Origin of the sequence: uncultured Paraglaciecola sp., from assembly GCF_963977085.1 — a bacterium.
In the GTDB taxonomy this organism is placed as follows: Bacteria; Pseudomonadota; Gammaproteobacteria; order Enterobacterales; family Alteromonadaceae; genus Paraglaciecola.
Map to the genome: position 1 here is coordinate 1 of NZ_CAXBNC010000035.1, position 15,073 is coordinate 15,073.

The 15,073-nt window shown below is 38.9% G+C and carries 11 protein-coding genes; 7 read left to right on the forward strand and 4 right to left on the reverse strand.

Annotation, left to right across the window (positions count from 1 at the left end):
- Positions 1-284: 284 nt before the first annotated feature.
- From AAC000_RS22505 to AAC000_RS22515, 3 genes are all read right to left on the reverse strand, one after another.
- Positions 285-1,862, reverse strand: a complete 1,578-nt coding sequence (locus tag AAC000_RS22505; protein WP_339726090.1) for a hypothetical protein — start codon at positions 1,860-1,862, stop codon at positions 285-287.
- Positions 1,863-2,017: 155 nt separating this feature from the next.
- Positions 2,018-2,749: a hypothetical protein gene (locus AAC000_RS22510; RefSeq protein WP_339726092.1), complete on the reverse strand. Its 732-nt coding sequence runs from the start codon at positions 2,747-2,749 to the stop codon at positions 2,018-2,020.
- Positions 2,750-3,043: 294 nt separating this feature from the next.
- Positions 3,044-4,381: a site-specific integrase gene (locus AAC000_RS22515; RefSeq protein ID WP_339726094.1), complete on the reverse strand. Its 1,338-nt coding sequence runs from the start codon at positions 4,379-4,381 to the stop codon at positions 3,044-3,046.
- A 321-nt stretch (positions 4,382-4,702) separates the two neighbouring features.
- Here AAC000_RS22515 and AAC000_RS22520 point away from each other — a divergent pair, with 321 nt between their 5' ends.
- Positions 4,703-6,316 carry a sulfotransferase gene (locus tag AAC000_RS22520; protein ID WP_339726096.1) on the forward strand — a complete coding sequence of 538 codons (1,614 nt, stop codon included), beginning with the start codon at positions 4,703-4,705 and terminating at the stop codon, positions 6,314-6,316.
- 190 nt (positions 6,317-6,506) lie between these two features.
- Here AAC000_RS22520 and AAC000_RS22525 read toward each other — a convergent pair whose 3' ends face one another.
- Positions 6,507-6,794, reverse strand: coding sequence for a late competence development ComFB family protein (locus AAC000_RS22525; protein WP_339726098.1), 288 nt, complete (start codon positions 6,792-6,794; stop codon positions 6,507-6,509).
- Positions 6,795-7,141: 347 nt separating this feature from the next.
- Between AAC000_RS22525 and AAC000_RS22530 the strand changes: the two genes are divergently transcribed.
- The 6 genes from AAC000_RS22530 (at position 7,142) to AAC000_RS22555 (ending at position 15,072) form a co-directional block, all read left to right on the forward strand.
- Entirely contained in the window at positions 7,142-10,066 is a 2,925-nt protein-coding gene (locus AAC000_RS22530) for a TonB-dependent receptor (protein WP_339726100.1), read from the forward strand.
- Between the two features lie 97 nt (positions 10,067-10,163).
- Positions 10,164-11,642 carry a sulfotransferase gene (locus AAC000_RS22535; RefSeq protein WP_339726101.1) on the forward strand — a complete coding sequence of 493 codons (1,479 nt, stop codon included), beginning with the start codon at positions 10,164-10,166 and terminating at the stop codon, positions 11,640-11,642.
- A gap of 364 nt (positions 11,643-12,006) precedes the next feature.
- Positions 12,007-12,777, forward strand: coding sequence for a DUF3450 domain-containing protein (locus tag AAC000_RS22540; RefSeq protein ID WP_339726102.1), 771 nt, complete (start codon positions 12,007-12,009; stop codon positions 12,775-12,777).
- Between the two features lie 5 nt (positions 12,778-12,782).
- Positions 12,783-14,135 (forward strand): MotA/TolQ/ExbB proton channel family protein, encoded by a 1,353-nt coding sequence (locus AAC000_RS22545; protein ID WP_339726103.1) that lies wholly within the window; start codon positions 12,783-12,785, stop codon positions 14,133-14,135.
- A gap of 1 nt (position 14,136) precedes the next feature.
- Complete coding sequence (locus AAC000_RS22550; RefSeq protein ID WP_339726105.1) at positions 14,137-14,661, forward strand: MotA/TolQ/ExbB proton channel family protein; 525 nt, start codon at positions 14,137-14,139, stop codon at positions 14,659-14,661.
- 12 nt (positions 14,662-14,673) lie between these two features.
- On the forward strand, positions 14,674-15,072 hold the full coding sequence (locus AAC000_RS22555) for a biopolymer transporter ExbD (protein ID WP_339726107.1): 399 nt from the start codon (positions 14,674-14,676) through the stop codon (positions 15,070-15,072).
- Position 15,073 lies beyond the last annotated feature (1 nt).

A 15,073-nucleotide genomic window follows, 5' to 3' on the forward strand; every position in this document is an offset into this window, starting at 1 on the left:
CAAGGCTTGTCGAGCGGTTCGGAGTGGATTGGTGGTGCCCTTCCAGCCACACCTCTAGGTACGTTAAGAACTTGTTGAATTCTTGCTGTGCCCTTTGGAACTAAAGGTTCTTGAGGTTTTGACGAGACTGAATCAGAATATGTAAATCATCTCATATCGTTTAATGTGATACTAAACCAGTTAATAGTTAGGTTCGTTGTTGGCTGGAACACAAACTCCGCTAGTTTTAAATGAATTATTCAGGCAGTTACTTCACTAATTCTCGACTAGAAATCGCAATATGCTCAGGACTCCAAATGAGCCGTTAAAGAATTGTAAAATGACTCCGTTTCACAAGTAATAACATGGTCAACATCATGGTATAGCTCAGCTAGTAGAGCTAAGTAATTTGAATCTAGCTTTGGGTTGTTGCCGCGTTGAATCACTGTATTTTCTACTAACTTGCAAAGTCTAGACATTGATTCTATTTGTTGATGGCCGCTTATGAAGCGTAACACTTTTTCCAGCATACCTGTTTTGAATTCATTGGTAATTAATCCTGAGTCAAAAATCTGCCAAATTACCCTCCCAAGACATATGGCAGAGCATTGTGGAATAGACGAATTATCGGATTTAGGTTCTTCTTTGACCTTAGCATTTGATGCGTCACCTTCCAAATACTGCACAGCGTCAAGCCATTGGATTAAATGATCAACAACTTGATATAATAGATAATGAAATGGAGTAGGCCATTCGAGTGAAAAATCGACATCTTTGGTTGGATTCATGCTCCCGATAATACTTTTTGAAAACGAGTCGCAGTAATACAACCACATATGCCATCTAACTCCCTGAAATAGGGATTCAATAATCATAAGATTAAAGAAATGTAGTGAATTATCAATTGGACATTTTTGACGTTCAACATCATAAAACCGCCCTAAAGGCTCATTATACCGTTTGATGAGTGCTTGGTTTGTTTCCAGTAAGTCACACACTTTTTCGCCAACAGGTCGATAGATTTCAAGCGATTCTGCAACCGTTACATTACTAAAAAGGTAATGGAGAAGCTTACTACTCTTAGATATTTCATATCGAGACATGCCATGTAACGTCTGCGTATGATTAAGCTCGAAATAGTAGATGCTAGAAAGATCGTCGATTAATTCACAAAAGTATCGGGTTATAAACTCTTCTTTTGTCCATTTATTTAAATCTTGTTGAATTATCCTAATGCCAAGATATGGCTTGTTGTATGCTATTCGCTGTATTAGTGCTTCATGCTTAAACAGACGCAAAAGTAATACCTCAGCAACTTCACAACATTCATCTTCGTGGGCCAAAGTCATAGCTAACTTGGATTTGAGTTTAAATAATTTACTTTCAGGCTCGGTGTTCCTAGAAAATAACTGATCTACATCTAAACTTGGTAACAATAATTTCGACAAAGTATTTCGGATTGAGTCGGATGCTTGTACACGGATAATAGCTTCTACATGTCGATCAAGTAACTCAACAAGTTCATCGTATTTTTTATCGAATAAGAGTTGTTCAAACAAGTCATTTGCTTTGTCTATATTACCTCTCGATATTTTTGTCGTTTTGAGGCGGATAGCGAAATAGACAACCAGCAGCACCAACACGCTATTAGTGAATATTTCTTGATTGAACCCCCAAAGCCAAGGTCCCAAGTCAAAGTCTAATTGTAGTTCTCGCAGAACGGGCAAATACAATAGGTACAATAGCACTAAAAAGCCGCTGCCCAACAAGCCTAAATCTATCCGATTCAAACGCAGACGTAAATCCAATTTTTTGTATTTAGGCATTACAGTAAACACTGCAACGGCTAACCCTAAAAAAGCAATTAAGCCATTGAAATCCATTTAAACCTCTTCCTAATGATAACTCATTCGATTAGATTGAACCCCAGCTTCCATAAATACAGACGGGCAAGCTTCCTGAAAAATAATAAGGTGGAGCTTCACAGTAATACGAAAGTTTGCTTTAAAGCTCCACATTAATCAATCGACCTCTTTGGTTAGACATCTGTTGGTTTATGATGAATGTAGTACCGGCCATGCACCCCAATTCTTAAATAGACTTGGACATATCCATGTTTCTCTCGTAAGTGATTTCGAATCTGTTTCTCATACTTTTCGTAGTGGAGTCCCATAAAGTCATCAAAGTCCACAATCACATAAACTAGATTGTTCATTGATTTCGTAGGGATTTGCTCAATAGCGTCACTAATATCACTTGACAGTTTCCTCAAAAAGCCATCAGACAACGTTGAGTAAACAGCACCACTAAAAATTTCATCTGCCCTTGCACGATCCAATTCGACTTCGGATTTTCCGATAGTTTTAACTTCACAATACGACATTTCATCGCCTACTTGAAAATGAATGTCAGGAGTTTTCGGCTTGTTCTTATGTCCTTTCAAACCACAATCTGTAGTAACACGAACTGAATGAAATCCGCAATCTACTAAATATTTATACGCCAAGGTTTCATTTAGGATATTTAAAAATGCTTGCTTCCCCCTTCGCTGAGAATCTTGCTTGATGTACTTAGCGGCCTTTTGTCTAACCTCCTGCCAAGAGTCATTGTCGACAACTTCTAGAGCTTGGTCGTATATTTCTAATTCAGCTTTAAATAAATCGAAAAAGACTCCGTCATTACCTGCCAACATTGACTTGACTTCATTCAGCCACCAATCGTTTGGTTCCACATCGATAAGTTCTAAAAGCAATAATCTCAATCGGCCCATAATTACAACGTAGTTCCTAATAATGTATTATCCAGATTTATCAATAAACCTTGATCATATCTTCAGTTTTAATGGTGATGTCAGATAAATTTACTTAAATATGTCAGTAACTTAGCACCGCTTTTATATAACTTCAATTAAGGGACTATCGAAATAAAGTTATGATTATTAAAAAATATCACACTATTTATGGGTAAAATGAGCTAATAACGATTGTTCCCTTCTTGCTCTTAACCGCTTGTCAGACCTAGTTTGAACTTATTGTCCATAAGTGCCACTTGCTTATATTTCTAACTACTTCCAAACCTTTACATTAACGACTATGTCTCTGAAAGATATTTCACGCAGCATTGTTAATATTGAGTTGAGAGGTGTTTCAACTGACCCATAAATATCATGGGTTACCGAGCCACTACTATGACCTAACAACTCCTTGATTTCGTAATCTTGCGCTCTAACTTTCCTTAATTTATCCACCATCGTATGTCGAAAGCTATGGAACACTTTCTTACTGCTAACAATTCCCATTTTGGTCTTATATCTTCCAAACCACTTACTAGGCTCATGCCCAAGCTTTTGGCGCTGCGGTTTTAGGTATCCAAATAATTGAGTATCTCCTCGCTTTCTTCTTTCGGCTATAAAGTTACAGAAACCTAAGCCTATTAATTCTGGATGAATGGGGATAGTTCGCCTACTGTTAACATTCTTAATATGTTGTCCCTCAAATTTGTCGTCAATTCTCAGAAAAGGGATGTCAGAGTCAATGGATATATCGGCCATACTTAGCTGGCAGAGTTCTTCAAGTCTTGCGCCACTGTATAAGGCGAGAAGTGGTATCCAAAACTGGTAGTCATGCAGAAACTCATGTTCGCTGTATACCTTACTGGAGAACAGCACTTCTAAATCAGCATCATTGAACGGTTCTCTAGCAGCTCTCGAATTAGTGTTTGTTCTGATTTTCATACCAGATATTGGATTACTCGTTATTAAACCTTGTCTTACAGACCAATTGAAGAAACTACTAATTTTACGTATTTGGTTGTTAACAGAAGTTGTAGACAGAGTGGGGTAGTTGTCTTTTGAATCGATCAAGTTAATGACAGACTTACCTTTGTATCGACTCAACTTTTTATGGTGGAGAGGGTATCTTACTAACTTGGATTTATATTCTCTGCAAACGGAAGGGCTTAAGTCTGATATACACCTATCATTTATAAGCTCTATCAAATTCATGACTGCTGCAGCACTGTCAATCTTTGACTTCTCGCGCCACATATTTGCTTTGGTCATTTCAGCATTATACTGTTCGAATGCTTCACTAATATTGGGGGTTGCTGTTATTGGGTTGAGTCGCGGTTGTCTCTCTCCAAGATTAACCAAAATATTGGTGATTAACAGCGTGATGGATTGTTTGGTTATATTCGCCGTAGAAGTCGTTTTACAATAGTCCTGCACTTTATAGACAAGAATTTGTGCGAGTGACGCAGCTTTATTTGGGTCAGTCGTGTTTAACGAAGTTCTAATTAGTTGGGAGGTTAAATTGGTTGTTCTAAATAAATCAGTAGGTAGCTTGTAATGTAACCAATATAGCTTGCCACGAAGATTTGTGTATTTTGGGTTTAAAGTTGCCATTAGTATCACTCTCAGTATCACATTAAACGATATGAGATGATTTACATATTCTGATTCAGTCTCGTCAAAACCTCAAGAACCTTTAGTTCCAAAGGGCACAGCAAGAATTCAACAAGTGCTTAACGTACCTAGAGGTGTGGCTGGAAGGGCACCACCAATCTTTTAAATCTCCTTTTGTTTCAACTATTACGTTAGTATTCGCGTCGACTTCTTGTAGAAAGTACAACAACAACTATCAAAAATCCCTAAACAGTTCATGGACTTGACAGTTTCAGAGTCTTGTATAATCTGCTCTGTTTGCAATCATTAAAGGTTTATTACATGGATAAACATTCAGGCAACAGGGATGATACTTCTGACATCCAAGCAGCTGAAAAACACTTACCAGAATTAGCCCGTGCTTTTAACGCGCTTGAATTGGGTGATTTTAGGCTAGTGATTGATATCGCCAAAGGAGTATTGCGAAATGATCAACAAGTACCCCAAGCGCATTATTTGATTGCCAGAGTCGCCATTGAAACAAGGCAATTGGACATCGCATTAAAAGGCCTAGAGACAGCGGTAGAACTTGATGCTTCAAACTCAGAATATTGGGCCTTTTTAGCATTAGTCTATAGTCAAATTGGGAATTTGCTAAAAGCCGAAAAAGCGGTTTGGAAAGCACAACAAATAGGCAGTAATAAATCTTATGTATTGCATCCCGCTGCACATGTTTTGAGTGTATTGGGACACGTCAAGGAAGCAATAGAAAATCTCGAAAAAGCGACCCAGATTTCCCCTGATAATTCTATATATCATCGCGCCCTTGGCATCAGCTTGTTGGAAGCAGGGGATTTGCAAGGTGCGCAGCAATCGCTTAATAGGGCGGTGAGTCTTAACAAAAATGATGCCGAGTCTTGGTGGACATTATCTTCACTGGTGAAAGCAAAAGACAACGTTATGGCTGATCAATTGATTAGCATTATGCTAGAAACAAAGACAAACCCAAGGGAGCTTGCATTTCTAGGTTATGCAGCAGGGAAGTTATTCGAGGATACACAAAGTTGGGAGCAAGCTTTTGCAGCTTTTGAGCATGGGGCCGCGGCAAAACGCAGCCTTGTTAATTATAACCAGGCCCAAGCCCAAAAAACCTTTGAAACTATTAAAGCTGTGTGTACAAAAGATTGGCTACAAACCTCAGTGAATGAGTTTAGTGACGTTGCCCCAATATTTATTATCGGACAACCCAGAACGGGCACCACACTTGTAGATCGCATTATTTCTAGTCATAGTTTAGTGCACTCTGCAGGTGAACCTTTGCAATTGGCAATGTCACTAAGGGCAATATCAGGTACTCGTACTAAAGAATTTATTTCAGCAGAATTAATCAATCAATCTAAGTCTATAAAAGGTACAGAATTAGCTGAATCCTATCTATCGGGGTTAGCTAATCTTCGAGGAACAACCCCTTATTTTATCGATAAGTTTCCCATGAACTTTATGTTAGTGGGATTTATTTTAAAAGCGTTCCCAAAAGCCAAAATAATTCATGTAACCCGTGGTCCAGCAGATACTTGTTTTGCCGTTTTTAAACAGCTGTTCGAAGAGGTATATCAACATAGTTATGATCAAAGAGAAATGGCTGAACATTACATTCTGTATCGTAATTTAATGGAGTATTGGCATAACATTTTTCCGGGTAAAATTTTTGATGTGGCATATGAAGATGTGGTTGCTGATAACGAAGGCCAAGCTCGCAGTCTGTTGCAGTTTTTAGACCTTGAATGGGAAGATGCCTGTATCCATTTTGAAGAGAATAATACCGCTGTAGTGACCGCCAGTGCAGCACAAGTGCGTGAAAAGGCACATAACCGTTCTGTTGGTCGATGGAAACACTATGAGAAGCAACTTTCACCCACATTAGAGGTTCTAAAGTCGGCCGGTATAACGCCCTAATTTGCACCGTTAGGCGATGTTTGCTGGAAGTTATCAATGACAAAAATAGGGTGACCGTTTGAATTAGTGCAGTATTGGCGAATACCTTTAGTATTAACTTGCTCATATTTATAATTCATAGATTGAGTAAAAATTCTAAAAACAATAACTCAATTGGTGGGCCTAGATAGCAACCTTACTAAATACTAAATCAGCTACCTACTTCTGATTTTTGCTCAGCTCTATTTTGATCCATGAAATTTATCGCCTGATTCACAGCATTGACTGCATTCATTTCCATCTGTTGGCGTTCACTTGGCGCTAAATAAAAAGACATGTCTACTTCGAACCTAATATAGCGTGGAGGGATTTGATTTAATGCGAGGCAGCATAAATCTGCCAAATAATCTTCATCTTTAGTTTTATCCAAACCCAAAAACTGAATTCTTTCTAATACTAAATGCTCATAATAGTTATGTATATCATCGTCTAGTTTCATATTATTTTTAACCTCATAAGTTCTTCTTCGCAGCTTACTATAAACATTAACGGGAGATTTCCCATAATAATTTAACATATGTTACCTTCTAAAAACTTAAAGAGCGTTTATTGCTAGTGAAAGGTTTTTATTTGGAAAAATCAATCCATTCGCTCAAAATGTAAACGAATATTTACTTGTTTGGTGCGAAAAACCATCTTTTTTATATATCTTATAATCTAACGCATTACTATAGTTGACCCTAATCCCTACTTCCGTATATCATCCCCCACGAGGTTCACTACCTTTTTTATATTAAAAGTCGTTTCAACGACAACACACACTTATTGTGGTCCAGGGAGACATACATGTTTAATTTTAAAAAAAGTGCTGCAGCACTATCTGTAGCTGCGTGCTTGGGAGTATCACTTCCAGCTCTAGCAAATAATACCAACGGTGCCATTACTGGTAACTCAGTCACTACTTCAGGCAGTGTACTAACCGGCGTTACAGTTTCAATCGAAAACTTAGATACAGGCCTTAAGCGTTCTGTTGTATCCAATGATGATGGTGCTTTCCGTTTTCCATTGCTTCCACCGGGGCCGTATAAAATTGTTGCTGAGAAAGACGGTTTCAATACAACTATCGAAGAAAATGTTCAGGTAGGTATTAGTGGTAAGGTTAATCTTAACCTTACACTAAACGACGCAAGCATGGAGCGAATCGCTGTAACGGGTTCTGCGATATCTCTAGTTGATATTACAAGTAACAGTACTGGTATCGTAATCGATTCAGTTACCCTTGATAGAGTGCCTGTTCCTCGAGATTTGACTAGTGTTGCATTGCTGGCTCCTGGTACAACTAAAGGTGACTCGAATTTTGGTAACGTACCTTCAATTGGTGGTGCTTCTGCCGCAGAAAATGCTTATTACGTAAACGGTCTTAACCTAACTAACTTCAGAACTGGTGTGGGTTCAAGTAACCCTCCATTTGAAATGTTTGATACTTTTGAAGTTAAAACAGGTGGTTACTCTGCAGAATATGGTCGTGTAACTGGCGGTGTAGTTAACGCTAAAACTAAGAGTGGTACTAACGATTTTAAATGGGGTGTCAACGTTTTTATAGAGCCTGACTCTCTTCGCGAAGATAAGCCTAATGCTGTCAACGCACTAGGACAAACTAATATTGATAACTCTGGTGACGAGAATACTTACTGGGATGTGAATTTATGGGCCAGTGGTGCAGTTATCGAAGATACTTTATTCTTCTATGTACTTTACAACCCACGTTCTGATGTATTTGATTACCTTGGTAGAGAAAACCAAGTTGGTGACGATCTAGTACGAAGTGTTTTCAAAGATGAAGACGAAGACGCTTTTTGGGGCGCTAAAATTGACTGGTATATCAACGAAAATAACATACTAGAATTGACTGGCTTTTCTGATAAAAGCGACACTATAAATTACACCTATACCAGTACCAATGGCGTATTGGATGAAGGTGTTTTTGGTACAACCCAAGAAGGTGGTGACAACTACAGCATTAAATACACTAGTATCTTGTCTGACGATTTTTCAATTTCAGCCATGTATGGTGTCAACGAAGCGAATAGAACCACTTCAAGTCCATTAGATGCTAACCCAGCTGTTTATCGACGTTTTGACAGTACTGGTGCGTTTGTTAGAGGTGGTAACTTCGGTAACTTCAATATTGATGTTGGTTCAGATGAACGTGAAGTTTTCCGTATCGATGCTGACTGGTACGTTGGTGACCATGAAATACGCTTTGGTGTAGATTCAGAAACCTTAACAGCAACTGCAAATACTACAAACTCTGGTGGTAACTATTACTTAATCTATGTTGATGATGTAACTGACCCTGCTAATCCTACACCTTATGAAGTGCGTAGACGTACCTATATAGCTGGTGGTGATTTTGAGTCTAAAAACTTTGCTTATTATATTCAAGACCAATGGCAGGCGACTGATCAATTAGTCATTAACGCAGGTCTACGTAATGACTCTTTTGAAAACTTTAACGGTGCCGGTGAATCGTTTATTAAATTAAGCAATCAATGGGCGCTTCGTTTAGGTGCGGTTTATGATGTACATGGCGACGGCGATTCAAAAGCCTATTTTAGTTATGGTAGATATTATTTACCAGTAGCGGCAAACACCAATATTCGTTTGTCAGGTGCAGAAACCTATATTCAAGAATACAGAGCCTTTGAAGGTTTTGCGGATGCGTCTATAGATCTTCCTAACTTTAATGAATCTGGTCCAGCTACTTCTCCAATTCAGGTGTTTTCTGATGGTGACGTACCTACCACAGAAGCAATTGTAGACCAATCTATTGACCCAATGTATTCTGATGAATTTATTGCAGGTTATCAGTTCCAGTTGACTGACGAGTGGAGCATGGCAGTTCAAGGTACCTACCGTGAATTGGCAACCACTATTGAAGACGTGGCAATTGACTATGGTTTTAATCAATATTTAGAGCGTGAGTTCGGTAGATCTTGTGAAGAGTGTTCAGGCTTCCATTATTATATTCTAACTAACCCTGGTACTGATTTAACATTCCAAGCTGACGATGGTGAAACCTATACCATTCCTGCCGATGACCTTAATTACCCAGAATCTATTCGTAAGTATGCGTCTGTTGATGTGACTTTTGAAAGAGCTTGGGACGGTGTATGGCTATTAAATGCTGCTTATACTTGGTCTCATAGCTGGGGTAACAACGAAGGTTATATCCGTTCAGATAATGGCCAAGACGATGCTGGTTTAACAACTTTGTTTGACCAACCTGGATTGTTAGACGGTGCTTACGGTAACCTTCCTAATGACAGACGCCATGCAGTTAAAGTATTTGGTTCTTACCAAGCAACTGATGACTTAAACTTGGGCATAAATGTTAAATGGCAGTCTGGTCGTCCTAAGAATGCCTTCGGTTATCACCCAACAGATTTGTTTGCTCAGGCTTATGGCTCTGAGTCATTCTTCGCTGACGGTGAATTAGTACCTCGTGGCTCATTAGGTACTACTAGCGCTGTGTTAGAAATAGATGTCACGGCAAGTTATAATATTCCAATCGGGGAAGATTATGATTTGACTCTTCGTGCAGACATTTTTAACGTGTTAAACAGTGACACTGCGACTGAAGTATCTGAAATCTATGACCAAGAAACTTCAGCGGGTGCTGGAACTGGTCTTGTTAGTCCTGAATTTGGTTTACCTTCAAACTGGCAAACACCACGTTTTGTTCGTTTAAGTGCCTCGTTAAGATTCTAAACTTGGTTTAAAACCTTAGTTAGAAAGCCCTGCAATAGCAGGGCTTTTTTATTATAGTAATGAAATAAATATAGTGATGGTGGGATAATCTCAGCGAATGAATGATGTAAAAAATATTTTGAATAACTTAGTATCTGCTGTGAAATCCGGCGATTCAAATAAAGCACATGACTGTTTATCATTGTTACTTGCAGATAAACCCAATTTAAACGCGAGTTGGTTAGGGGTGGCCAGAATGGCGCTTCTATCGGGTGAAGTAACATCTGCTAAAAAAGCGTTAGCGCTATTTGAAGTCAATGGGAAGAAGCCTTTTACAGATCAACTTCAACAACTAGCTATGTTAATTGAAACTGGGCAGGTTCAGCAAGCTTTTGAAAAGGCCGAAGGCTTGGCAAAAGATAACCCCAGTAGACCAGAAATTTATCATCTCTTGAGTACGGTCGCCATGCAGCTTGGTAAAACGGAATTGGCGATTAACCACGCAGAAACAGTGTTGAAACATTGGCCTACTTCGGGACAGACATGGCTAATTTTGGCTTCAATACAAAAAGCATCAAGCAATTCAACACTACTCAAACGTATGTTGGCAATAGAAAGCGCTGTTAAGGGCACCCCTAATCAAGCTTCAAAGTCATGCTTTTATGCGGCTTTATGCAAAGTATATTTCGATCTTAATGATTTTGATCAAGCTTTTGAATATGCTGAAAAATCCAATGCTTGCCTTGCAGAAATTCAAAAGTATGCAGTTGCAGAAGATCGTCAAAATGTGCGTTATATTGAGTCTCAACTTGACAGTTTTGTAGAAACACAACCGTCTGATAGGCGAGTTGATGCAGATAATCCCATATTTATTGTTGGCCTACCTAGAAGTGGAACAAGCCTGTTAGAGCAGATGTTATGTAGTCACTCCAAAATCATTGATGGTGGTGAATTTAACGGAATGGAGCGCGCGTCAAGATGTTTAACTAAGGGACTTCCTATAGGAAGTCGAGCAGAACAATTAGACGTCCACATTATTGAAAAACACGCCCAAGAAATTCGACGCGCATACTTGCAATATGCCCATGAAAAATTTGGTGCGAGTGGAATAGTAGTTGACAAGAGTATGACAAATAACCGCTATTTATGGTTAATTAAAAAAGTCTTTCCAAATTCCCCAATCATATTTATAAAAAGAAATGTCTTAGATACGGTTTGGTCTTGTTATAGAACTCACTTTAGCAGTGGATTCGCATGGTCAACAAGTTTAGAGAATACTGCCGAATATTTTTCTATTGAAGAGTCGCTAAATCGACTGTGGTTACAGAAATTTAAGTCTTCAATTCTTGAAATTAATTATCAAAACTTGGTAGAACACCCTGAAGATTTACTGATTAAATTATGCCGTTTCTGTGGATTAGAGTACGAAAGATCCATGTTGAAATTTCATGAGAGCAAACGCGCTGTATTTACCGCCAGTGTTGCACAAGTTAGAGTAAGTGTGCATCAAGATGCTATCGGCTATGGTAAAAAAATTGAGCGTAAACTTCAGCCTTTTATTGAACATTATAAATATTCGATTACTGAATTTGATTAACAAATTCAGTAATCACATTTTTGAATGCTGATAAAAGGGGGGAGTGATTTCTTGTTATTATTGGAGTTTAGAATATTAGTCTTCTTGTATGAGCAAAAAATTGGGCTAGATGATAGCCATAGCTAGCAAGGAAGATATTACTCTTTGAAATTTTGCAACTATTTAATTTAAATAAATGTGTACTATAACCCTCAGTACTTCCTTGACAATTTGCTAACTTCCGTGTGAATATTCTCTAGTCTTAGTCTTCAATATTTTGAATTCTAAGCCCCTTAAACAACAGAGTTTAATAGTCCCTTGTCAACAAATTATATGGCTTGACGAGGATTTAAAACAAAAAAATTGGTTGGGAATTATGTCCAAAATGAGCAAGAGAAACCTTATTGCTTCTGCCGTCGTTGGTGCTTTAGCACTCGGTAGCAGCGCCGTTGTCTCTGCAGACCCGTTAAATGAGCTTCATAAAGAAGAAGCGAAAATTCACGCGGCTGCAGCGAAATCCCAAGAGAAGATCAACAACCTGTTTGAACAGTCACAGGAATTGTTTGTTGAATATCGTGGTGTTGTTGACGAAACAGAAAATCTGAAAGTATATAACGATTATGTGGCTACGCTTGTTGCTGATCAGCAACGTAGTATTGATTCATTGCAAACTCAGATCGATGGTATTGAGGGCGTTAAACGTGGCGTAGTTCCGCTAATGTTTAGAATGATTGACAGTCTTGAGCAATTTATTGAGCTAGACGTTCCAATCAATCTAGAAGAGCGAAAAGAGCGAGTCGAACGTTTACGCGATGTTATGGCTAACTCAAATGTCACAACCTCAGAACAATTCCGTCAGGTAATTGAAGCCTATCAAATTGAAAACCAAATGGGTGCTGCGAGTTCGATTCGCGCATACCAAGGTAAGTTGGATTATCAAGGCACTGAAATTACAGTTGATTTCTTTAACCTAGGTAGAACCGCACACTTAGCTTTGTCTCTTGATGGGAAAAGTGCATGGGTTTGGGATAATGATAACCGAGCATGGGAAGTGTTAGGTGCTGAATACCTAAGTGCAGTTGTAACAGCTGTTAAAATGGCGAATAAATTATTGCCGCCAGATCTTCTTAAATTACCAATCAAAGCTGCGGAGTAATATTGATGAAAACTGTATTTAAATCCATATTAGCTGCTGTGGCGATTGCTTTAATGGCTTCTTCCGCACAAGCGGCTAAATCATTAGAAGAGCTTCTTGCAGAAGTTAAGCAGAATCGTGTGTCTGAAGCACGTATTAATAAACAACGTGAAGCAGAATTCCAATCAGCTCGTGCTGACAAACAAGCTTTATTAAGAAAGGCACAAGCCGACCTTAAAGCTGAGACGTCTCGTGGCGACAGATTGCAAAAACAATTTGCTGACAACGAAGTGAAATTAGCAGAAAAAGAAGTTGAGCTAACTACTGCTACTGGTACGTTAGGTGAGATGTTTGGTGTGGTTCGTCAAGCATCTGCTGAAGCTTATGGTCAAATTTCTACTTCTATCGTTAGTGCTGAATTCCCAGGACGTGGTGCGTTTTTAAAACGTATGTCTGAAGAGTCAAAAGGCCTTCCAAATATTAAAGAATTGGAAGATCTTTGGTTTGCACTTCAAACAGAAATGACTGAACAGGGTCGCGTTTCACGTTTCACTACTGAAGTGGTAAGTCTAGATGGTGGTTCTACACAACAAGAAGTGGTTCGTGTTGGTACTTTCAACTTAATCGGTGAACAAGGCTATTTAGTTTACGATTATGAAAATGAAATGGTTCAACCTCTAGGTCGTCAACCAGATGGATACCTAGTGAGTTCTGCTTTTGAAATGAGAGATACTACTTCAGGTCTTGTTCCGTTTTATGCGGATCCTTCAAGTGGCGGAATACTTAGCCTATTGAAAGAAAAAGCCACTATGATGGAACGTTATCATGCTGGTGGTCCAGTAGGTTATACCATCACAGTTATGTTGTTTATTGGTCTAATTATAGGTTTGTATAAAGTTGTTACTCTTACCATAGTAGGTGGGAAAATGAAGTCTCAACTTAAAAACATATCTAACCCTTCTAGCACCAACCCTCTTGGTCGTATTCTTAAAGTATACGGTGAAAACAAAACTGCTGATGCAGAAAGCCTAGAGTTAAAACTTGATGAAGCTATCTTGAAAGAGCTACCTAGAATCGAAAGTGGTATTAACGTCATTAAGATCTTTGCTGCTATTGCTCCTTTATTAGGTTTGTTAGGTACGGTTATTGGTATGATCGAGACTTTCCAACAAATTACTTTGTTCGGAACAGGCGACCCTAAATTGATGGCTGGAAGTATTTCAATGGCATTGGTAACAACCGCTCTAGGTATTATCGCTGCTCTACCATTATTACTGACTCACAGTATTGTTGCTGGTCGCAGCAAATCTATTGTACATATTCTTGATGAGCAGACTGCTGGTATCATAGCCACGCATGCTGAGACGGAGAAAGCCTAAGATGTTATTTCTGATAGAACAATGGGAGTCTGTCAGGGATTTTATTGCTGCTGGCGGTGACGTACTTTACGTTGTCGCAGCTGCGCTCTTTCTTATGTGGGCATTTATGATAGAGCGCTTCTGGTATTTGGCTTCTGTTTTTCCTAAGTTGCGAGATGAGATTGTCTCTAACTGGGATGCACGAGAAGACACTACCTCATGGTATGCGCATAGAATCCGTGACACATGGATTTCACAAGCTTCAGATGGTCTAGGTACAAGAATGTTGCTAATAAAAACACTTGTAGCTATGTGCCCTCTAATTGGTCTGTTGGGAACAGTTACCGGCATGATCGGTGTGTTCGAGACCATGGCAACTCAGGGTACAAGTAACCCTCGTCTAATGGCTGCAGGGATTTCTATGGCTACTATTCCAACTATGGCTGGAATGGTTGCTGCTTTATCTGGTGTTTTCTTTAGTTCTCGTTTGGAAGCTAAAGTTAAAATAGCTAGAGAAAAGTTAGTAGATGCCTTGCCCCATCATTAAAGAGAGGATCTTATGGGTCGTAAAGTTCGAGTAGAAGAAGATGCTGAAATTGATATGACACCTATGCTAGACATAGTGTTCATAATGTTGATCTTCTTCATTGTTACCACTGTTTTTGTAAAAGAAGCAGGTGTTAACGTTAATAAACCTAATGGTTCACTTGCTGTCATGCCCAAAAATGCAAATATTTTCATCGGAATAACAGAAGATGGAGATGTTTGGATTGATAAACGTAAGGTTGAAACAGATCTTGTGCGTTCTAATTTAGAACGTTTAATGGCTGAGCAACCCTCTGACGTTATCATTATCCAAGCTGACAAAGAAGCTGAACACGGAGTGGTTATTGAAGTTATGGATCAAATTAAAGCGGCCGGTATTGATCGCATCTCAATTGCAACTGAAGGTGGTTAGT

Coding starts and splice junctions, on each gene's coding strand:
- AAC000_RS22545 (WP_339726103.1), top strand. CDS start 12,783: ATGAAAACTGTATTTAAATCCATATTAGCTGCTGTGGCGATTGCTTTA.
- AAC000_RS22540 (WP_339726102.1), top strand. CDS start 12,007: ATGAGCAAGAGAAACCTTATTGCTTCTGCCGTCGTTGGTGCTTTAGCA.
- AAC000_RS22550 (WP_339726105.1), top strand. CDS start 14,137: ATGTTATTTCTGATAGAACAATGGGAGTCTGTCAGGGATTTTATTGCT.
- AAC000_RS22515 (WP_339726094.1), bottom strand. CDS start 4,381: ATGGCAACTTTAAACCCAAAATACACAAATCTTCGTGGCAAGCTATAT.
- AAC000_RS22505 (WP_339726090.1), bottom strand. CDS start 1,862: ATGGATTTCAATGGCTTAATTGCTTTTTTAGGGTTAGCCGTTGCAGTG.
- AAC000_RS22535 (WP_339726101.1), top strand. CDS start 10,164: ATGAATGATGTAAAAAATATTTTGAATAACTTAGTATCTGCTGTGAAA.
- AAC000_RS22520 (WP_339726096.1), top strand. CDS start 4,703: ATGGATAAACATTCAGGCAACAGGGATGATACTTCTGACATCCAAGCA.
- AAC000_RS22555 (WP_339726107.1), top strand. CDS start 14,674: ATGGGTCGTAAAGTTCGAGTAGAAGAAGATGCTGAAATTGATATGACA.
- AAC000_RS22530 (WP_339726100.1), top strand. CDS start 7,142: ATGTTTAATTTTAAAAAAAGTGCTGCAGCACTATCTGTAGCTGCGTGC.
- AAC000_RS22525 (WP_339726098.1), bottom strand. CDS start 6,794: ATGAAACTAGACGATGATATACATAACTATTATGAGCATTTAGTATTA.
- AAC000_RS22510 (WP_339726092.1), bottom strand. CDS start 2,749: ATGGGCCGATTGAGATTATTGCTTTTAGAACTTATCGATGTGGAACCA.